20 protein-coding genes and 1 tRNA gene are annotated in these 19,133 nt (G+C 57.2%); 13 read left to right on the forward strand and 8 right to left on the reverse strand.

Translation table 11 applies throughout. The features are described 5' to 3' along the window. The first annotated feature begins 218 nt into the window (after positions 1-218). The 5 genes from ACK509_RS04295 to ACK509_RS04315 all read left to right on the forward strand — a co-directional run bounded on the left by ACK509_RS04295 (position 219) and on the right by ACK509_RS04315 (position 4,357). A complete protein-coding gene (locus ACK509_RS04295) occupies positions 219-1,205 on the forward strand; it encodes a class I SAM-dependent methyltransferase (RefSeq protein WP_410765258.1) in 987 nt (328 codons plus the stop codon). A gap of 101 nt (positions 1,206-1,306) precedes the next feature. Next, a tRNA-Thr gene (locus ACK509_RS04300) sits at positions 1,307-1,379 on the forward strand. 294 nt (positions 1,380-1,673) lie between these two features. Continuing rightward, entirely contained in the window at positions 1,674-2,048 is a 375-nt protein-coding gene (locus tag ACK509_RS04305) for a hypothetical protein (protein ID WP_410765259.1), read from the forward strand. Positions 2,049-2,105: 57 nt separating this feature from the next. Continuing rightward, complete coding sequence (locus ACK509_RS04310; RefSeq protein WP_410765260.1) at positions 2,106-2,585, forward strand: hypothetical protein; 480 nt, start codon at positions 2,106-2,108, stop codon at positions 2,583-2,585. Between the two features lie 1,172 nt (positions 2,586-3,757). Then, positions 3,758-4,357, forward strand: coding sequence for a hypothetical protein (locus tag ACK509_RS04315; RefSeq protein ID WP_410765261.1), 600 nt, complete (start codon positions 3,758-3,760; stop codon positions 4,355-4,357). 22 nt (positions 4,358-4,379) lie between these two features. On the opposite strand, the gene ACK509_RS04320 is transcribed toward ACK509_RS04315, so the two are convergent. Together ACK509_RS04320 and ACK509_RS04325 are read right to left on the reverse strand one after the other, a co-directional pair. Beyond that, positions 4,380-4,586 carry a hypothetical protein gene (locus ACK509_RS04320; RefSeq protein WP_410765262.1) on the reverse strand — a complete coding sequence of 69 codons (207 nt, stop codon included), beginning with the start codon at positions 4,584-4,586 and terminating at the stop codon, positions 4,380-4,382. Between the two features lie 125 nt (positions 4,587-4,711). After that, positions 4,712-5,239 carry a DoxX family protein gene (locus ACK509_RS04325; protein ID WP_410766247.1) on the reverse strand — a complete coding sequence of 176 codons (528 nt, stop codon included), beginning with the start codon at positions 5,237-5,239 and terminating at the stop codon, positions 4,712-4,714. Positions 5,240-5,396: 157 nt separating this feature from the next. On the opposite strand from ACK509_RS04325, the gene dph5 reads away from it, so the two are divergent. Beyond that, positions 5,397-6,203: a diphthine synthase gene (gene dph5, locus ACK509_RS04330; protein WP_410765263.1), complete on the forward strand. Its 807-nt coding sequence runs from the start codon at positions 5,397-5,399 to the stop codon at positions 6,201-6,203. 38 nt (positions 6,204-6,241) lie between these two features. On the opposite strand, the gene artA is transcribed toward dph5, so the two are convergent. From artA to ACK509_RS04345, 3 genes are all read right to left on the reverse strand, one after another. After that, the gene (gene artA, locus ACK509_RS04335; protein WP_410765264.1) at positions 6,242-7,174 is read right to left on the reverse strand and encodes an archaeosortase A; all 933 of its coding nucleotides are present in this window, start codon (positions 7,172-7,174) and stop codon (positions 6,242-6,244) included. Between the two features lie 163 nt (positions 7,175-7,337). After that, entirely contained in the window at positions 7,338-9,872 is a 2,535-nt protein-coding gene (locus ACK509_RS04340) for an ArtA-dependent S-layer glycoprotein (protein WP_410765265.1), read from the reverse strand. Positions 9,873-10,092: 220 nt separating this feature from the next. Beyond that, entirely contained in the window at positions 10,093-10,872 is a 780-nt protein-coding gene (locus ACK509_RS04345) for a VOC family protein (RefSeq protein ID WP_410765266.1), read from the reverse strand. 146 nt (positions 10,873-11,018) lie between these two features. On the opposite strand from ACK509_RS04345, the gene ACK509_RS04350 reads away from it, so the two are divergent. Further along, the gene (locus tag ACK509_RS04350; RefSeq protein WP_410765267.1) at positions 11,019-12,464 is read left to right on the forward strand and encodes an MATE family efflux transporter; all 1,446 of its coding nucleotides are present in this window, start codon (positions 11,019-11,021) and stop codon (positions 12,462-12,464) included. Positions 12,465-12,503: 39 nt separating this feature from the next. On the opposite strand, the gene ACK509_RS04355 is transcribed toward ACK509_RS04350, so the two are convergent. Both ACK509_RS04355 and ACK509_RS04360 read right to left on the reverse strand, forming a co-directional pair. Further along, positions 12,504-12,944 carry a TIGR04206 family protein gene (locus tag ACK509_RS04355; RefSeq protein WP_410765268.1) on the reverse strand — a complete coding sequence of 147 codons (441 nt, stop codon included), beginning with the start codon at positions 12,942-12,944 and terminating at the stop codon, positions 12,504-12,506. A 34-nt stretch (positions 12,945-12,978) separates the two neighbouring features. After that, positions 12,979-14,088, reverse strand: coding sequence for an OBG GTPase family GTP-binding protein (locus ACK509_RS04360; protein ID WP_410765269.1), 1,110 nt, complete (start codon positions 14,086-14,088; stop codon positions 12,979-12,981). A gap of 253 nt (positions 14,089-14,341) precedes the next feature. Between ACK509_RS04360 and ACK509_RS04365 the strand changes: the two genes are divergently transcribed. The 6 genes from ACK509_RS04365 to ACK509_RS04390 all read left to right on the forward strand — a co-directional run bounded on the left by ACK509_RS04365 (position 14,342) and on the right by ACK509_RS04390 (position 18,456). Next, positions 14,342-14,545 (forward strand): hypothetical protein, encoded by a 204-nt coding sequence (locus ACK509_RS04365; protein WP_410765270.1) that lies wholly within the window; start codon positions 14,342-14,344, stop codon positions 14,543-14,545. A 49-nt stretch (positions 14,546-14,594) separates the two neighbouring features. After that, positions 14,595-14,960, forward strand: coding sequence for a cox cluster protein (locus ACK509_RS04370; protein WP_410765271.1), 366 nt, complete (start codon positions 14,595-14,597; stop codon positions 14,958-14,960). Between the two features lie 120 nt (positions 14,961-15,080). Beyond that, the gene (locus ACK509_RS04375; protein ID WP_410765272.1) at positions 15,081-15,428 is read left to right on the forward strand and encodes a DUF6684 family protein; all 348 of its coding nucleotides are present in this window, start codon (positions 15,081-15,083) and stop codon (positions 15,426-15,428) included. A gap of 99 nt (positions 15,429-15,527) precedes the next feature. Then, positions 15,528-17,363, forward strand: a complete 1,836-nt coding sequence (locus tag ACK509_RS04380) for a cytochrome c oxidase subunit I (protein ID WP_410766248.1) — start codon at positions 15,528-15,530, stop codon at positions 17,361-17,363. 352 nt (positions 17,364-17,715) lie between these two features. After that, positions 17,716-17,973: a cox cluster protein gene (locus ACK509_RS04385; RefSeq protein WP_410765273.1), complete on the forward strand. Its 258-nt coding sequence runs from the start codon at positions 17,716-17,718 to the stop codon at positions 17,971-17,973. A gap of 81 nt (positions 17,974-18,054) precedes the next feature. After that, complete coding sequence (locus tag ACK509_RS04390; RefSeq protein WP_410765274.1) at positions 18,055-18,456, forward strand: universal stress protein; 402 nt, start codon at positions 18,055-18,057, stop codon at positions 18,454-18,456. A 2-nt stretch (positions 18,457-18,458) separates the two neighbouring features. On the opposite strand, the gene ACK509_RS04395 is transcribed toward ACK509_RS04390, so the two are convergent. Then, positions 18,459-19,133 carry a thioredoxin family protein gene (locus ACK509_RS04395; protein WP_410765275.1) on the reverse strand — a complete coding sequence of 225 codons (675 nt, stop codon included), beginning with the start codon at positions 19,131-19,133 and terminating at the stop codon, positions 18,459-18,461.

Consider the following 19,133-nt stretch of genomic DNA (forward strand, 5'->3'; position numbering starts at 1 on the left):
GAGAACTGAACTAACACGATTCAAAGGGGACACGTCGAGTCGGGTCTGACCCGACAGTCCAGTCAGAGGCTGCCCACAGACTCGGCCAATTACGGTACAGTAGTGCGGGCGTATTAATTAGCAGAGGAAATGCCGTATAGCTACTCCCGTATCACTCAGGAGGATATAAGGCAGATTTGAAACGTCACCCTTACTCGGACGTAGGAAGTGGAGTTGGTATGAACGTCTCGTGTGTCCGCGTTGCCCGCGAAGATGGCGAAGCGACGCGACAGCGCCTCGTCGAGGCAGGTGTGTTGGACCACGCACACCGGATTACCTCCGTCGAAGGCGCGCTTTATATTCCCGTGACCGACTCAGAGCGTGTCCCCGACGACTTAGAAGTCGTCACCTACGACGCCCCGCGCCGCGAAACGCAGACGACACCCGCCGACATTCTCGGTTACGAACCGTCTCTCGAACGGCTGGGTGATATCGTCATCATCGACGAAGACGACCCCGAAAAAGCACGCGAGATTGCCGACGCCATCGTCGCCTCGGACCTCAAAGCCGACAGTGTGGTTAACCGCGCCTCGAAAATTAAAGGCGAACTCCGCGTCCGCGACTGGGACGTTCTCGTGGGCGACTCCACCGAGACGGTCCACAAGGAGTACGGCCACGAGTTCCACCTCGACATCGCCAACGTCTACTTCTCTCCTCGTCTCGCCACCGAGCGCCACCGGATTATCGAGCAGATTTCGCCGGGAGAGCAGGTCTTCGACATGTTCGCTGGTGTCGGCCCGTATTCGATTCCGGCGGCCGCCGCTGGAGCGACAGTCGTCGCTTGTGACCTCAACGAAGCCGCAATCGACTATCTCGAATCGAACGCCGAGCGCAACGACGTGGCCGACCGAATTACGGCGATTCACGGCGACGTGCGTGAGGTTGCCGACGACTACGAAGGCTGGGCCGACCGACTGCTCATGAACCTTCCACACAGTGCCAACGAGTTTCTCGACACCGCGGTTCGACTCGCTGGCGACGAGTGCATCATCCACTTCTACGACATCCAACACGTGGACGACCCCTTCGGTCCGGGCTTGGAGCAGATTCGTGCCGCCGCCGAACCCGAGTACGATGTCGAAGTTCTCACAGAGCGAGTCGTTCGGTCCTACTCCCCGAAAGAAGTCAACGTCTGTGCCGACGTTCGCCTGACGAAACGGCCATAATCGACCACCGAGGCGTGGTGACGACGGGCACTCACCGCCCCGATTCGCAAGTCTTAATTACGTAACCGGGGTACGAAATAATGCACTCAGAAGCACACCACGCCGGTGTAGCTCAGCTGGCAGAGCGATTCCTTCGTAAGGAATAGGCCGAGGGTTCAAATCCCTCCACCGGCTTCTTCTACCGAACACAGTGAGGTTGAGAAGCCTCGCGTGGAGGGATTTGAATCAAGGAGCGAACGACAGTGAGCGACTGTGGTTCACAATCCCCTCCACCGGCTCTTTTTGAAGCGAACTAACCGAGGAGCGAAGCGACGAGTCTGTGAGCTTCAAACGTAGCCCCGTGAGGGATTTGAACTAGGGAGCGACGCGAGTGGAGCGAGCAAAGTGACCGCAATTCACAATCCCCTCCACCGGCTTCAATTCATTCTTCGACAACGCCACAGTTCAACCTCGAAACCCCGGCTGTGGGTGTCTCGGACTGACTCGTCGCCCGAAGAGGTTCGTGCAGCGCTCAAAGCTCGCGCCCACATGTTTGCCGTGAACCTCGCTGGTCTGGAATCGGGGGATGGCCGTCGTGAAATCGGGAGTTACCCGCTTCGAAAGAAGGGGCTGTTTGGCACGTGGCAGACGCACATCCGAATCTATCCCGGCCCCGGCAGTCGAGCCGTCGATACTGCTCATCATGAGCTGTCGCCACTCGGCGACCTCGACGAAGGATTGGTCGCAGCGCTTCGGGCAGGATGGCGGCACTACTTCCCGACCGAAGAGACGTGGGATGCGGAAGAGGGAGTTCGGCAGGCTCGAGAAGTGTTCAAAGAAGAGGGGCTTTCTGAGCAAAATTAGCTATAGATTTTCTCAATCTGGGGGAATACTTTTGTGATTTTGTAAAGTAAATAATGTATGGAGATTGGAAGCACCGGAAATCATCTACTTCCAGTAATCGCTACAGACGTGAGCATCATGCAACTCGGACTAATTCTATCGGCAACTGGTCTTGTAGTCCACAGAATCAAGAAGTGGTTGTCGCAGTATGCGAGCGTAGAAGAACCCGATCCTACCGTAGACCAACGCACGTTTGAGAGGCTCTTCGAGAGACTGTTCGCACCTGTGGGCTTCGCTACTGCAAAGAGAGTTCGTTCGCCACTGATGACTCAACTCTCATACCAACTTTCCGTCGGAGTGGCTGTACTACTCTTTGCGACTATTATCTACGTAGCAACGGCCGGGTTGATGATTGGAACCGCGGTAGCGTCCTATCAGTTACTCGGGATCACGACAAATTTCGTACCGACGTATAAATTGCTAGTTTCATCCGTGGTTCTCGTTGGGTTGGCAATCATGTTTCACGCCGGGGACCGTGCGAAAGAGCTGTCGGCGTAGCATCCCGAGTATTATTCACTATTCAATCATTACTGATGTTGACGCCGCGCAGGCAGGAAACGTAATTTCTGTCGTTCGGTTCGATTAATTTTGAGCGACGGCTTTCGTCGGTGAGCGAACAACTTCTTCCGCGTCAATTTTGGTGATTCTTTCAGTTGTCAATGGGCTCTAGAAGGCCTGTGAAGTTCGAAAACACACCTCATATAAATATGTGTGAGAAGTGCTTCTTGCCGTTTCAAGTGGGTTCGGGTTCTGTTCTTTGCAAAGGAGGTGATGATATGAACACACGACCTGCCCGATCGAAAGTCGAGATTGATTGGCTGCCTCCATTTGGAAAGCCAGAAGTCACGGCCGTCGTCCCAGTAAATAGTCGGCTATTTCATTTTTATCCCAAGCGAATTTCAATCATTTACAAATATCTCATAAGTACCCCACAACAATAGCGCAGCTGCCACAAGGGCATATACTACTGGAGGTACAGACACAGAAATGTAGCCGGTGAGCTGCCCAATACTTGATAAAAGCAATATAATACCAATCATCAAAAATATCCCGCCTTTCCTTCGGTTCACTGACACGCGTTCAACCACAATTGTCAATTTACATTCATATAATATAAAGGTTGACTTGTTATTCCCTTCTTGTTTGAAAATCATATCGCAAAAAGAAAATGCCAGCTCACGATGTCATCTAAAAAGCTAATGAGCGTCGTTTCTAGGTCGTTGAATGCCTTCATGAGCGTCAATTCGAGGCTTTTGTTCTGTGAGCGGTCTTGTTTGGGTGTACGTGGGGAATTCAGTGGTCAGTTGAGACTACTCATTGATGGTTTCCAGACACAGTACGTGAAGTGGGTCAGGTGTTGCTTGTATAGTCACCTGTATCCTCCTCACGGGAATCACGAAGAAGGCGGAACAGACGCGTCGGCTCGTGGACACAATCGACGACTTGTCCGGCTTTCAGCTTTTCGAGGTGGTTGTATATCGTGTTCCTCGAACGGGCGGCTTACTTTTTCCGCGAACTACGCCCCGAGTACCTCGTGTACTCGACCCCTCGTGAGCGGATAAATATGCGACTGGAGGATTTGAACCAGCGAGCGACTGCAAGGAGCGAGTGAGGTTCAAATCCCTCCCTTCTGCAACCATCTTTTTCAAACACGAAAAAGCACCCAACACATGGACATCTCCGACTCGATTCACCAACTCGAACGCGAATTCGTCGAGCGGCCTGCAAACTACCTCGTCGAGGCCGAATTGGCGTTCGAATTGAAGCGGATACTCAACAGCAAGCTTCCACCGACCCGTCTGTTTGGAACACACGACTCAGGAAACGCACGAGGTGCAGTTCTCGACCATAGCGAATACGCCGATGCAATCGTGTCAAATCAGCAGTTCGACCGAGCGCATTGCGAAGTGAGCGGCGCTAATTTCGGGTTGGCAAGCAGCCAGAAGCGGCTCGATTTGGTTCTTTTCGAAGACGAAGTGTCGCTATCACTCGAAAGTGGAAGCAAGAAATTTAACGTCGAAGACCTGACAACGGCAGTCGAACTCAAGTTTATCAAGAACGCGAAGTATCTTCGAGAAAAGTCGAAGCGATTCGACCTGATTGCTGATGATATTGACCGCCTTGTTGGTCTTCCAAACCACGTCGATACCTACTGTTTGGTCTTTGGGAACTTCGACCTTGCACGGGGGTCAGACGCAAAAACGGCAATAGAGAAACTCAAATCCCGAAGCGAGCGCGTCGAAGTCCGCCATACGCACCCGCTTTCGTGACTCACCAAGTTCTCAAACAAATCTACTCAAACGACTCCGGAATCCCACACACCCCCGCTTCGTCGCCCATCTGTTCGACACCCGAAGGAAACCGACCCAACTCCCACACTGGGTCGTGGCCAGTCTCGTCTCGATGCTTTTCGATAAAGAGACGAGCATGAGCCAGTTTTGAGAAAGACTCTTCGAGGCCACACGCTGGACAGGTAACCGTTGCTCGGTTGTCGGTCATTAGTCGTCACAAACAGGCCACAGAGATTAACGTCGTCGGGTCAGAGCCGACGTGGCAAGCGAGCGTGGCCGAACCGTGGGTCAACGGAAGTGCTGTCTGAAAAAATAGTTCGAACGTTGTTGCGGTCAGCCCATCACGTAACTCATCCAGCGGTTGTTCCGGACGAATTCCATGTTCTCGAGGTAGGCATCCACACCGAGAATCCGTCCGGCCCCGAAGGCACCGAGGCCAAAGAGGAGGACGGCGTAGACGATGTGGTCGTCGACGAGCCATCCGTGTTCGAGTGGGAACCCAGCCAAGATGCCGCCTTGGAGCGCCGCTGCCCAGTAGAACAGCATCATGACCGCGCCCCAGAAGGCGTTCCACCGAACGAACGCGCCGACGATGAGTCCCAAGCCGACGAGGGTGAGCCCCCACATGTTCAGGATGTCGATGAGCGGGCTTCCGGCCATCGCCGCAAAGAGACCCCCAAACGGGTTCCCTGGAGGAATCGCATTGGCGAGATACCCTGCGGCGGTCCAGTTGTTTGACGGGTCCGCATCGAGGTAGGTGACGAGTTTCGTAACCCCACCCTGGAATAGCGTCCACCCCATCACGATTCGGAGTAGGAACAGAGAGTACCCAACCCACCGTTCCGAATACTCGAACTCCACTGATTGACCGAAGATTTCTGTGTCAAGGACACGACTACTCGTTGCCATGGCGAGGTACTATTTGCTGTCAGCCATTATGAGTTTGACTGTGTATCACACACGTAGTCGTGCCTCGGTAGTTCACGCCGCTTATGCTCTCGCACGATAGAAATCGCCTATGCTCACTTTCGTTGGACTCGGTCTGTACGACGAGCGCTCTATCACCGTCGAAGGACGTGAGGCGCTCGCCTCTGCCGACCGTGCGTTTGCAGAGTTCTACACGAGCCATCTCGTCGGTGCGACCGTCGAAGACCTCGAAGCGTACCACGACATCGATATCGAGGTGCGCGACCGCGCAGGCGTCGAACAGGACCCCGAACCGATTCTCGATGCGGCCGAAGCGGAAGACGTCGTCTTTCTCACTGCTGGCGACACGATGATTTCGACGACGCACGTCGATCTTCGGCTTCGTGCAGAAGAGCGTGGTATCGAGACGCATCTCGTTCATGGTGTGACCGCACAGTCTGCCGCGAGCGGCCTCACCGGACTCCAGAACTACCGGTTCGGGAAGGCAGTCACGCTTCCATTCCCGTACGTCCACGGCGGCGACCCAGTTCCGAAGAGTGTCGTCGAGTCACTCGAAGCGAACCGAGAGCGCGGGCTACACACCCTCGTCTATCTAGATATCAAAGTCGGCTGGGAGGGTCGCCGCGGTGTCGAACTCGACGAAGACGAATACATGACGGCGGACTACGCCGCAGAACTGTTTGCAGAACACTGGGACCCAGATGCGCTCGGTGTCGTCGTCTGCCGGGCGGGAAGCCCGAACCCAGTCGTCGAGGCAGACCGCTTGAAAGACCTCGCAGAGCGTGATTTCGGCGACCCACTCCACATGCTCATCATCCCGGGAGAAGTCCACCACGTCGAAGCCGATTCGTTGACGGCACTCGGTGGGGCGCCTGCGGACATGTTCGATTTCGACTGACTCAGCGACGACTACTTTCGAAAAAACGACTGTTCGCTCTACGCCCTACTATCGTCAGGAATCTCGATTCCTAACTCAGCGCGCAAGTCGTACTCTTCGCCGGTGAGCATGAATAGTACGTCCTCGATGACCGTGAGGAGTTCTGGCACTTCGCGGACGACGAGGTACGTAATCCCGATGAGTGCCACGACGGCGAGTACTTGGCTGATGATGCGGTCCGAGATAAAGAACGAGACCAGATAGGGATCTGAGGACCCAAAGAGGAAGAGAATCTCATCGACGAAGAAGTGGAAGTACTGCTTGCCGACCGACGTGATAATGAACGTCGTCCGAAACAGGTTCAGCGCGTAGATGATGGGCACCGCGATGGCGAGTCCACGCAGTTTGCGCCGCATCGGGGCATCGACTGCGGCGATGAGCCCTGCGAAGATAGCGATACTTCCAAGGCCAGTACACGCAAGCACGACGGCAACCTCGATGCGGTGACTCCCTTGCATCCACAGGAACGTGTTCAGGTAGCCTTCATCACCAAGAATCATCTCGGGATTGTAACCGAGGAGTTCGATGAGGAAGTTCGTCTGTGCGGCGACCGTTTCCATCAACACACCGCGAGGTGCTGGAATCGTCGCTCCGAGAAGTGTGAATGCAGGAATCGTCTCGAAGGGTAAGTAGACGACACCCATGGCGGCGACTGCACGAGAGAGGATAAACAGTGAGTCACGACCGCGGTAGAGGAGCAATCCTGCGTAGAGACACGCAGGAACGGCCGCGATGGTGAGCAATCCCTCGATGTAGCTCTTGTGGACGAGCGTGAAGTGTGGGATGAGTTGGAGCCAAAATGCCGCAAATAAGACCCACCCGAGCGTCGTCACTTGCCGTCCGAGATCGCGGTTTCGACCGGCGAGGACGACACCGGCCACGAAGGTGGCAATCGCCACCCACGCGAGGGCGTCGGAGAACAGTCCGGGCATACGTTTTGATTAGATGCACTGAATAAATCCCTTGTCGTTGCGTGCGCTCACGCTGTGCGACCGATACGCCCCTACACGAGTTCTATCACGAACGCTGTCGCTGTGGGGTGTAGTGTATAAAGAAAGTGTGGGGACCGGGAGGTTCCCGGTTAGTTACTGAAGTTTAGTCGCGGCGGACTGCGAGGAGTGCAGCTGCGACGAGTGCGACGAGAGCGACTGCGATGCCGAAGCCGGGCGTGCCGGTGGAGGTTTCCTCGGTGGTCTCCTCAGTTGGCTCTTCCGTAGCCTCGGTCGTCTCTTCGGTTGGCTCTTCCGTCGTCGTGGTTGCTTCAGTCGTGGTCTCAGTCGGTTCTTCGGTCGTGGTCTCAGTTGCCGTCGTGGTTTCGGCGACTTGACCGACCGTACCGTCAGCGGTTGCGTCAGCAGCCGTGCCGGAGTCGACAGAGACAGTCACGTCGAACGTGTCGTTCTCAACCTGTTCGCTGAAGTCGAAGTCAGCCGAGAACGTGCCGTCAGCCTGAACGACTGCCGAGCCCGTCTTGAGGAAGCGTGGCTGGGTGTCGCCCGAGGAGCGGACGCGGTACGTCAGCTCGGTACCGGGTGCGACAGTTGCCGTGCCCGAGATGGACTGGTTAGCAGCGGCTTCGACCGTGATCTCGTCGCTGTCGAGGGAGATTTCTTCCTCGACAACAGCGAATTCAGCGGAGACAGATTCGTTCTCTTCTGCGAGCTCACTGTCCTCGAGGACGGTGAACGTCGCGTTGAACTCGTCGTCGTCAGCAACGTCCTGGTCGCTGAGGTCGTATGCGAGGAAGTACGTGTCGTTCTCGCCGTCAGCGATGACCGTGAGGTTGTTGAGAGCGAGTTCCTTTGGCTCGCGGTTCGGGCCAGGGTTCGTCTGTTCGACGGTGACTTCGATTTCGCCGTCAGAGACGAGCGTGCTGAAGTTCTTCGCGTCGAATGCGCCTTCGAGACCCGTTGCGGAGATCTGGTGGACGACGATGTCGCCGTTTGCGACCTCAGAGGACTCGGTCACGGTGCCATCTTCGATGGCTGCGTAGACGTCGTCAGAGTCTTCGAGGGTTGCACCGGTTGGTGCGGTCCAGATAGCCTGGGCGTCGGTGCTGCGTTCTTCGAGAACGAGCGTACCGACGTTGTCAGCGTCGCCGCCAGTTGCGACTTCGAGGTCGTAGTCGCCAGCGTCGAGCAGCGAGTCGCCGATTTCGGTCGTGACGTTGATGTCAGAGACGGAGTCGTCGCTGTCGTCAACATCGAATGCAGCCGTCGTGTTTGGCTGGTACGTGTTGAAGAGAAGGACAACTTCGCCGTCGTCGTTGCCGTCCTCAACGGTGACGTCTGCCGTGTAGCCAACGTCGTCCGAGCCGATGGTGACATCAGCCGTGGACGTACCCGTCATCGTGATGGTGATTTCTGCGATGTCGCCGACCTGTTCGGAGACAACGGAGGTTCCGAAGTCTGCGTTGGAGTCAGCGGCCGCCGTGACCGTGACCGTGTCAGATTCGACCGTAACGCCCGAGAGGACGTCCGTCACTTCGACGGTGTAGTCGCCAGCGTCGAGCTGACCGACGTTGAAGTCGCCCTCACCCTGACCGTCGAGGTCAAAGTTAGCGGATTCGACTTCGTCGCCGTCTTCGTCGAGGACAACAACGTCAACGTTGCGGCCGCCTGCGTTAGCGGTGACCGTACCGGTGACGTCGTCTGCGTCCGTCGTGTTCAGTTCGTCAACGGTGACGTCGAGACCGAGGTCACGAACGTCAACCGAGGAGACACCACCGTCAAAGGCGAACTCGTACGTGCCGAGGTCACGGTTTGCGGTGTTGAAGAGGAAGACCTTGCTGTTCGTACCGGTGGAACCGGAGAACTGGTAGTCGTTGTCTTCGTCAGTTGCGGTGACTTCGACGTCTTCGTTCGTGGAGTTCGAGACAACTGCAACGGTGGAGCCCTTGTAGGCTGCGTCGCTACCCGTTGCGTTCTGGTTACCAGCGACGTAGACAGGTGCGAACGTGACGTCAACCGTGTCGGTCGCTTCGTTTCCGCTGTTGTCGGTGACGGTGTACTCGAACTCAACGTCGCCGGTCTCGACAGAGCCGACTTCGAAGAGGACGCGACCGTTAGACACGGTTGCGTCGGTTTCGTCAGCGACTTCACTGCCGTCAACGGAGAGGTTTGCGGAGTCGAGCGAGACGTCCTCGTCGAATGCAACCTCAACCTCGCCGTCTGCCGTCGAGGTACCGTTCTGGTAGTGGATTGCCGAGAGGAGCTCAGGACCCTCTGCTGCCGTGACGGTCAGTGAGGTGTTTGCTTCGGCAACGGTGGTCCCTGCATTTGCTGCGCCCTCGTAAGCGGACACATTGTAGTCGCCCGTGGCGACATCTGGGATTTCAAGAATCTCTTGTGGATTCCCACCGTTAGCTTCGAACGTTTCGTTGACTTCGCCGGCCTCAAAGAGACCGTCGCCGTCATCGAGCCATACAGTATAGTCGCCACCAGCGTTGGAGCTGTTGTCGACAGTAACCGAAACAGAAGCATTGGAGCCTGTTTCGACCGTATCGTCTGCGACAGAAACTCCTGCCGCGGCCGCAGCAGCCGTACCTGTGAATGCGATGGAGCCGGCGAAGACCGACATGACCATCAGCACAGCGAGCAGGACTGCGCGGATTTGTTTGTTTCCTTTCATGGTTATAGATGAATCTATAAGCGGCGAAACAGCTTTCATCCGGAACTGTCCGGGGTAGAATCGGACAGTGGGCTACTCGCTTGGATCACCTTGGGTAGGGGTACAATTCGGACACAGTTTGTTCGCGGTAAATACTTTGTGGAATAGCGCAATTTCTTGGTAAGTAGAGACTCCTCTATTCGTGAACGGCAAACCGTCGAAAATCAGGGTTTGTGGTGCTTTACTCCGGTGATTCGAAGTCTGACGGGAGGATTTCGATTTCGTGACCCTGGAAGTCTTTGGTGAACGCGTAGCGGTTATCACACGATTCGGGGTCGCGGTAGTCTTCTGCTTCGCGGACCATCAAATCCTCCCAGTAGTCGCCGAGGTCGTCGGTACGGACAGCGAGGTGCCCCCACGCGTCGCCCATCTCGTAGGTTCGGCCATCGTAGTTGTAGGTGAGTTCGACAGCCATTGCCTCTTCGGCGGCGTCTGTGGGCTTCATGAAGTAATTGGCGAAGGTGTCGGATTCCCAGCGTTTGGTGTGTTCGTACTCGAATTTCCGCGTCCAGTAGCCGAGTGCTTTGTCGGCGTCTTCGACACGAATCATCGTGTGGTCGAGGCTCCACTTCGCGCCATAGTCGCGTTTGACGATTTCAACTTGATGACCGTCTGGGTCCTTGACGAAGGCATAGCGCCCGCCGCAGGATTCGGGGTCTCGGTAATCTTCGACGCCTTCGTCCATGAGCTGTTGATACGACTCTTCGAGTTCGTCTTCGGGGACGCGGACTGCAATGTGGCCCCACGCATCGCCGAGTTCGTAGGTGTTGTCGCCGTGGTTGTAGGTAAGTTCGAGGACTGCACCTTCTTCGTGGAGGTCTTCGGGACCGAGATACACGTTCGTGAACGTGTCTGCTTCCCACCGACCTTTCTCTTCGTAGTTGAGGTGCGTCGTGTACCAGTCGAGCGACTCCTCAAGATCTTCGACGCGCATCATCACGTGGTCGAGGGTTCCTGACATGGTTCAACCAAGTCTCGCCGCGTCGAAAAACGTACCGGACGCGGAACACCGTGTGGTTGCCCCACGCGACCGTGTGAGGGCCCCTCATTGGGGAATGGCGTGCCGATTGCGTGCGCACTAAATAGGGACCGCTATAACGACCGGTAGTGCCTTCGGTCCCCAACCCCGTTCGTGCCCTCATCGGCGGCATCGGTCTGATCCTCTCACGACTCGGACTCATTGACCGTGAGCGTGCCGTCCGGATTGCCGACCTCTCGTGGCCACGCATTATCACGGGCCTCGCACGGATGTCGAAGAACGCCGTCGACGTGGCGATGGTCGGCATCGTGTTGGGGCCGGTTGCGATTACTGGTGTCGGGTTCGCAGGACCGTTTTGGGGACTTGCGTTCGCCATCGGAGGCGGTATCGCGGGCGGGACAATTGCACTCGTCTCGCAGCGATACGGCGCAGAAGCGTTCGACCAGTTGGGGACCGCAGTCCGGTCGAGTGGGCTACTCGTCGTCCTCGCAACGGTTCCAATCGCGGCGATTTTCTGGCTCTTCCCTGTGGAATTGCTGTCGGTGCTGACTGGTGACCAGCAAGCAATCGAGTTCGGCGCAGCATACCTTCGTATCGTCGGGGTCGGTGTCCCGTTTGCTGGCTTGAACCTCGTCGGAAGTCGCGTCCTCGTCGGTACCGACGACGCCTACACGGCGATGGTACTCAGAGCAACTGGCGCGGTGCTGAACATCGCAATCAACGCAGTACTCATCTTCGGCCTCGGTTTGGGTGTCGAAGGGGCGGCACTCGGGACCGTCCTCTCGAACGTCATCGTCACCTCTGGGTTCATCCTCGGTCTCTCCCGCGGGGCGCTTCCGGGCATCGGTGAGTTCCCCGTTCAAATCGACTTCTTCGGGTCGTACTTCGATATGGAGACCATCCGCGACTTGGTCGAAATCGGCCTTCCAGTGATGGGTCGCGGGTTGGTCTGGACTGTCGCAGAGTTCCCGATGCTCGCTATCCTCAACATCTTCGGTCGGGATGTCGTCGCCGCGTTCGTCATCACGCGGCGCATCTGGGGTCTGATGAACACACCAGGATGGGGTTTCGGTCTCGCATCGTCGAGCCTTGTCGGACAGGCGCTCGGCGAAGACGACGAAGAGACTGCCGAAGCCTACGGCAACGAAATCATCACGTTTGCCGTGGCAACCTATCTCGTCTCGGCGGTACTCGTTGCCATCTTTGCAGACCAAATCGTCGCTCTCTTCGTCGATGATGCGGGTGGCCGCGTCGTCCAAATCGCAGTCACACTCGTCTACGTCGCCTGCGTTGCAGTCATCTTACAGGGCGTCTCCGGTGGGTCTGCTGGTCCACTCGATGCGAGTGGTGACACTCGCTGGACGTTCGGAAGCCAGTTCGTCGGGATGTTCTGCGGGTCGATTCCGCTGGCCTATCTGGGTGCGACGACGAGCCTCGGTCTCACCGGGTTGTATCTCGCATTCCTCGCCGAGACGACCATCCCTGCGGCACTCAACTACTACCGATTCAGAACGGGAACGTGGAAGGTGGTCAGTCGGAACTATCGCCCCGGAACAGCGGCGGACGACGACTAAACGTGATTACGGTCTGGGCTTCGGCCTACGGCTATATTTTCACTCACGCGTACTCGAAGGCGCGCGCGACCAGTAAAGGTACCCTGCGACTGCCCACAAGAAAACTGTCCCGACGGGCCACGCAGTCCGCCCAGGCTGAATCGAAAATCCGCGAGCGACTTCCAACTGCGTGATACCAGCGAGGACGAGTCCAGCGACCGTCACCCGAACGTCTTCGCGGCCAAATCGAGCGGCGACGACAGCACTGGCGAGCGCGACGAGGTAGCAGACGACGCCCACCGGCCACGCGAGAATGTAGTCTGGAAGCCCCATCGTAAATCGAAACAGGAAGTCGAAGAGCGTGGTCACGTTGAGCGGAACCAGATTGACCAGTCCCCACGCGAACAGGAGCGTTGGGGAACCTGTCGAAAAGGTCTGAACTGACCACGGCACGAGACCGGCACCGAGGACGAGGAGAAGTCGCCTCCCTGCGGGCGTCACACGCGACAGCAGCGAGGAGAATCGCAAAGCGGTGTCACCGGGTCGTGATGACTCGAAGGACGTCTTCGTCTGCGAGTTCGTGGTCGCGGCCGACCTGCTGCTCGTCGTGTTTAGCGCTCGGGCCGCTCACGCGCGCGAATCTGAATCCTTGTTCGAGTTTCGCGCCAAGTTTGGTAATCGCGTCGTCGATGGTGTCGCCTTCTCGCAGGACGAGCGGTTCGTCGTAATCGACACCGCGACCCGGTTTGTCCATGTAGACACGAATGAGGCCGAGCGCCTCCCAGATGTTCTCTTTTAGCACATCGAGTCCCTTCTCCGCCTCTGCGCTGATGAACGTCACTTCGTCGGGGTCCAAGCCGACTTCGCGGAGGTTCTCGTTGACCGTGGGGAGGTAGTTCTCGTCGATGAGGTCGGCCTTGTTGACCGAGACGATAGACGGCAAGTAGACTCGGTTTTTCATGATGCCGTCGATGAGTTCGTCGATGGTCGTCTCGCCACGAAGGGTCACTTCTGCGTTGACGAAGCCGTGTTCCCGAAGGACACCTTTGATGGTCTCTTCTTCCAACTCGACGCTGTCACTCTTGGTGACGCGGATGCCGCCTTTGCCTTTCTTCGTAATCGAAAGGTTGGGCGGCGTCGAATCGAGTCGAATCTTGTTGGCGTACAACTCCTCTTGCAGTCGCTCGTAGCGGTCGATTTCGAACACCGAAAGCATGAACACGACGAGGTCTGCCGTGCGAACGACAGACAGCACTTCTCTGCCGCCACCTCGACCACCTGCGGCCCCTTCGATGAGGCCGGGGACGTCGAGAATCTGGATGTTCGCACCCTTGTATTTGAGCATCCCGGGATTCACGTTGAGCGTGGTGAACTCGTACGCGCCCGTCTCGCTTTCGGCGTTGGTGAGGGCGTTGATGAGCGTCGACTTTCCGACACTGGGAAAGCCAACCAAGGCAACGGTCGCATCGCCGGTCTTCTCGACTGCGTAGCCTTGGCCACCGCCGGCCGAGCTTTGGTTTTCGAGTTTTTCCTTCAACTCCGCGAGTTTCGCCTTTAGCCGACCGATGTGACCTTCGGTCGATTTGTTGTAGGGCGTACTGGATATCTCCTCGCGGATGTCTTCGATCTCCTCCTCCAGTCCCATCGTCACAACTTCCGCCGTGTCTGTCGAAAAACCCTTTCCTTCGAGCGCGCGGGGAGAAGGCGGCGAAAACTGCCCCGTAATCGGGAGTCAGCGCACAGATACCGCGACAGATTCGGCAGAAAGACTGCGCCCCGAAGACATTCTCTGATAAAAGAAAATCAGCCAGGGTTACAAATTTGCACATGTCTGCACACATTTAGCCACGATACCGGCACGATTATACAGGACCACTACGACCCACCGGTGGAAACCGATGCCGGACCCTGCGATGCTTCGCGACAGCACACAAATTGTGCTTCCCTGCGACATGCTCGACCCGATTCGCGAGGAACTCGAAGCAGAGTTCACCGTGACAGTGTTCCCGCACGGAGATGGAATGTGTCGAATTATCGGAAGCCCGGTCGTAATTCGCGCGGTCAACGACTTTCTCGCCCGTCACGGGATTTCTGTTCCCTGACGGACGCTCATTCCGAAGCGCTTGTTACTGTACAGTCCAAGCTTCGAGCATGGACGAAGCACCGGGACTTTCGGACCAGTACCGCATGGCCAGCCCGTGGCCGGTATTCGTCGCACTCGGTATCCCAATCTCTGAACTCGGTCTCCTGTTCGACCTGTTTCCCCTCGCAGTCGGTGGCTTACTCCTCTTCTGTGGGAGCATCGCAGGAATGCTTCAGGAGTCTGGATACGTCGAATCAATCTGGAAATCACTCGGTGTCTTTTCCGTACTGCTGTTCATCATCGGCGGCGCGTTCGTCTTCATGGACGGCACGCTCGTGACGCGGGGATACGCAGTCATCGCCTCGGGAGCCTTACTCCTCTTCGGCGGTGTCGTCTTCGAACTCTTCGTTCGTGACCAACAACAGGACATCTGAGTTCGCGCCGTACTCGTTTTCAGCGAATCGACGAGTCACCGTGAGCGTCAGCGAGGTTGGTACCCGAAAAGAGAGCCGAAACCAACAATCTATTTGTCGGGCGTCCCCGAGCGTTCAAGTATGGCAAACAAGACGTTCGACAAGGACACCATCCTTGACCTGGTGGTCAACATGGTTCCGCTGGCCATCATCCTGTTTTTCGTGGTGGCTTTCGCCGTCGTCAACCCGTTCGGGGTCGAATCGCTGCCGTCGGGGCTTCAGTTCGCGCTCCTCATCGTTCCGTTCGTGGCACTGGCAATCCTCACGTACTTGTCGGGGAAGGCAATTGCTGGTGCAGAACAAAGCGGGACGGTCTACCCACCGGGAGCAGCGACCGTCCCCGGTGTTGAACCACTCCACGAAGAGGAAAGCGAACTCGAAGAATCGACTGCCGAAGACGCCGCTGCTGTCGAAGGCGAGACTGCGTAAACCCCCCTCGAAACGCAGCGCGTTCCCGAATCTTTCATTACCCTGCACTACTCAGCCACTTCTATGGAGGTCAACGGACAGCTAGCACTGACGGTGTTGATGGGAGCCTTTCTCATCGCCGTCGCCGCGTGGCTCGCGCGGATAGAAGACTGGCGGTCATACACCCCACTCGCGGGCGGTGGGGCCGTCGGAAGTACCAAAGAGCAGTACGTCTCGAAGGAGAAGCCTGCTGGGCTCATCCGCTGGTTGACGACTGTCGACCACAAGGACATCGGCTTACTCTACGGCACATACGGCCTGATTGCGTTCGCCGTGGGTGGCCTGATGGTCATGTTGATGCGCGTCGAACTCGCGGACCCAGCATCGAGTGTCATTTCGAACACGTTCTACAACTCATTGCTCACTAGTCACGGGATTACCATGCTCTTCCTGTTCGGGACGCCGATTATCGCGGCGTTCTCGAACTACTTCATCCCGCTTCTGATTGGCGCGGATGACATGGCATTCCCGCGAATCAACGCCATCGCGTTCTGGCTGCTGCCACCCGCAGCACTTCTCATCTGGGCAGGGTTCTTCCCCATCCCAGACCTCATTCCCGCCCAGACCGCATGGACGATGTACACCCCGCTCTCTGCGGGTGTTGGCTCCGGGAACCAGGCAAACGCTGGTGTCGACCTGATGCTTCTCGGCCTGCACCTCTCGGGTGTCTCGGCGACGATGGGTGCGATCAACTTCATCGCGACCATCTTCACCGAGCGCAACGAGAAGGTCTCGTGGGCGAACCTCGACATCTTCTCGTGGACGATTCTGACGCAGTCGGGTCTCATTCTGTTCGCATTCCCACTGCTCGGCAGCGCCATCGTGATGCTGCTGCTCGACCGCAACCTCAACACGATGTTCTTCGCCGCTGAAGGCGGTGCAATCCTCTGGCAACACCTGTTCTGGTTCTTCGGTCACCCCGAAGTGTACATTCTCGTGTTGCCCCCGATGGGTATCGTGAGCCTCGTACTCCCCCGCTTTGCGGGTCGTCGCCTCTTCGGGTTCAAGTTCGTCGTGTACTCCACGCTCGCGATTGGTGTGCTCTCCTTCGGTGTCTGGGCCCACCACATGTTCGCGACGGGTATCGACCCGCGTCTTCGCGCGTCGTTCATGGCTGTCTCGCTGGCTATCGCAATTCCGAGCGCAGTCAAGACGTTCAACTGGATTACGACGATGTGGAACGGGAAGATTCGACTCACGACGCCGATGCTCTTCTGTATCGGTTTCGTCTCGAACTTCATCATCGGCGGCGTGACGGGCGTCTTCCTCGCGTCGATTCCGGTGGACCTCGTACTCCACGACACCTACTACGTCGTCGGTCACTTCCACTACATCGTCATGGGTGCCATCGCGTTCGCAGGCTTCGCTGGCCTGTACTACTGGTTCCCCATCTACACGGGTCGGATGTACCAGCGGACCCTCGGTAAGTGGCACTTCTGGCTGTCGATGGTCGGCACGAACGTGACGTTCTTCGCCATGATTCTGCTCGGCTACGGTGGGATGCCACGTCGCTATGCGACCTACCTGCCCCAGTTCGCCACGCTCCACCAAGTTGCGACGGTCGGTGCGTTCATCCTGCTCATCGGTCAGATAATCTTCGTCTGGAACATCGTCCAGTCGTGGCTGGAAGGCCCAGTCATCCAAGACGGTGACCCATGGGGACTCGCAGAAGACGGTCTGCTCACCTCCGAGTGGGACTGGTTCGACCGCAAACTCGAAACCGCTGTGACGGACGGCGGCGAAGAAGACGAGACGCTCGCAACTGACGGTGGTGCGCGAATCGGAGATTCACAATCCACGGTTGACGTTCCGTCAACCGGCGGTTTCTCCGAAGGAGGAGCCTCGTCGGATGATGTATCCGACAGCGGCACTCTGGCCGCCGAATCGGACGAGTAACCAACTGCACACTCTTCGTTTTTTAGACCCACAACCGAGAGCGGACGCGCTCAGTTCGCTGTGCAATTACTCGAACGTCAGCAGGCGAGAGCCACACCCACCGCTCACGGTAGAAAAATAAGGGACGGTTCCGCTGGCCGTCGTTCTCGTGAACCCTGAATCGACCGCGATTCAGGTGACAAGCAGGATTCCGGTCACGAACATCAGCACCGCGACGGCCCCGAGGATAATGCCGAGCAGGTCCGTATCAGACATACGCGAGGCTTACCACTGTGGAGCAAAAGGTTAATCGGTGCGAGTCGGCCCGCAGAGAATAATAACCACTAACCAGACTCGCTCCCGACCGATACCTGTGCCCTCGAACCTTGGTGGTCGGCGGTTCGTCCTTGGATTGTACGCTGCACTCGTCACCGTCGCAGGAGTCGCTGGCTTTCTCACGGGAACGTTCGTCTCCGACCTCTCAGCACCGCGATTCCTGTTTTTAATTCCATTTCCGCCGACACCGCTCGGGTTTGCGGCCTACGGTGCGCTCACACTCGCACTCGTCCTCGGCCTCCCACTCGTCCTCGTAATCTTCGTCTCGGAACGCATCGACGACGAAGCGGTCTGAAGCGACAGAATCGCGCGCAGTCGGCAATTTTTGATGATTATTCGGCACAACTACTAAGAGCGGTCACGGAGACGTGAGAGTATGTACCACGTGGTAATCGGCGTCGACGACGATGCGGAACACGCACTCGCGTGCGTTGAAGAAGTCGCGAAAATGCCGGGCGATGCGTCCGAAAAGCAGGTGACACTCGTCCACAGTTTCACCGACAACCCGAGTGGGGCCTCGGCGACGCAGATCCGGTCGATTCGTGAAGCAGGAGAGTATCTCGACGAACAGGGTATCGAGTACGATGTGAACGAGTCCTCGGGTGACCCCGCGGACGTCATCATCGACTTCGCCGAAGAAGAAGAAGCAGACCTCATCCTCATCGGTGGGCGAAAGCGTTCGCCAGCTGGAAAAGCACTGTTTGGGAGCGTAACGCAGACGGTTATTCTCAACTCGGGTCGGCCCGTCATGGTGACGGGCGTTGCGAACCGAGCCTAAAATCAGAACGACCGGGCGACGAACTCTTCGACTTCGTCGGGAGTCATCTGCCCGGACTCTTGCTCGACGAGTGAGCCATCGCGGAAGCATGCGACTGTCGGTGCGGCCGTGATGTCGAAGGCTTGGCAAAAGTCGTCTTGGGCCTCACCATCGACGGCAGCAACCGCAACGTCCGACGGGAGACGGTCGAGTATCTCGTCGAGTTCGGCTTTCATCGCATCACAGGGTTCACAGAAGCGTTTCCACACCGTGACGACAGCCTCGTCGTTCACGTCGAGGAACGACTCGTACGTCGAGTCTGTGAGTTCGAACATGCCTTCTGGAACCGACGACGAGGGTTCGAGTTCGACAATAATCGACGCCATGACCGAGAGGAGTTCCTGTTCGACCGGAATGTCGAGGAACGACTTCGCTGCGAGGTAGGCAATCACGTCTTCGCGCGAGATGCCTCGCTTATCGACTTCGACTTCGGCCTCGTCGGGAGACAGGTTGAAGATGTCTCCGACGGTGCTGTAGAACTCGTCGTTGGAGACTGCACCATAGATATCGTGATACAGTGCCAGCACTTTCTGGAACTCGTCGGTGACCGTCAGTTCGCCACTGTCGGACTCGTCGACGGCGCCTGCTTCGATGAGCGTGTCGAGTGCTGTTTCTGGGTCTGTGTGTGCCGTTGCCAT

Source organism: Haloferax sp. DFSO60 (genome assembly GCF_046557615.1).
Classification (GTDB): domain Archaea; phylum Halobacteriota; class Halobacteria; order Halobacteriales; family Haloferacaceae; genus Haloferax.

Excerpts from the sequence above, each read along its gene's own strand:
- dph5 (WP_410765263.1), top strand. The coding sequence starts at position 5,397 with ATGCTCACTTTCGTTGGACTCGGTCTGTACGACGAGCGCTCTATCACC.
- ACK509_RS04295 (WP_410765258.1), top strand. The coding sequence starts at position 219 with ATGAACGTCTCGTGTGTCCGCGTTGCCCGCGAAGATGGCGAAGCGACG.
- ACK509_RS04360 (WP_410765269.1), bottom strand. The coding sequence starts at position 14,088 with ATGGGACTGGAGGAGGAGATCGAAGACATCCGCGAGGAGATATCCAGT.
- ACK509_RS04395 (WP_410765275.1), bottom strand. The coding sequence starts at position 19,133 with ATGGCAACGGCACACACAGACCCAGAAACAGCACTCGACACGCTCATC.
- ACK509_RS04310 (WP_410765260.1), top strand. The coding sequence starts at position 2,106 with ATGGAGATTGGAAGCACCGGAAATCATCTACTTCCAGTAATCGCTACA.
- ACK509_RS04340 (WP_410765265.1), bottom strand. The coding sequence starts at position 9,872 with ATGAAAGGAAACAAACAAATCCGCGCAGTCCTGCTCGCTGTGCTGATG.
- artA (WP_410765264.1), bottom strand. The coding sequence starts at position 7,174 with ATGCCCGGACTGTTCTCCGACGCCCTCGCGTGGGTGGCGATTGCCACC.
- ACK509_RS04365 (WP_410765270.1), top strand. The coding sequence starts at position 14,342 with ATGCCGGACCCTGCGATGCTTCGCGACAGCACACAAATTGTGCTTCCC.
- ACK509_RS04320 (WP_410765262.1), bottom strand. The coding sequence starts at position 4,586 with ATGACCGACAACCGAGCAACGGTTACCTGTCCAGCGTGTGGCCTCGAA.
- ACK509_RS04390 (WP_410765274.1), top strand. The coding sequence starts at position 18,055 with ATGTACCACGTGGTAATCGGCGTCGACGACGATGCGGAACACGCACTC.
- ACK509_RS04315 (WP_410765261.1), top strand. The coding sequence starts at position 3,758 with ATGGACATCTCCGACTCGATTCACCAACTCGAACGCGAATTCGTCGAG.
- ACK509_RS04380 (WP_410766248.1), top strand. The coding sequence starts at position 15,528 with ATGGGAGCCTTTCTCATCGCCGTCGCCGCGTGGCTCGCGCGGATAGAA.
- ACK509_RS04345 (WP_410765266.1), bottom strand. The coding sequence starts at position 10,872 with ATGTCAGGAACCCTCGACCACGTGATGATGCGCGTCGAAGATCTTGAG.
- ACK509_RS04375 (WP_410765272.1), top strand. The coding sequence starts at position 15,081 with ATGGCAAACAAGACGTTCGACAAGGACACCATCCTTGACCTGGTGGTC.
- ACK509_RS04370 (WP_410765271.1), top strand. The coding sequence starts at position 14,595 with ATGGACGAAGCACCGGGACTTTCGGACCAGTACCGCATGGCCAGCCCG.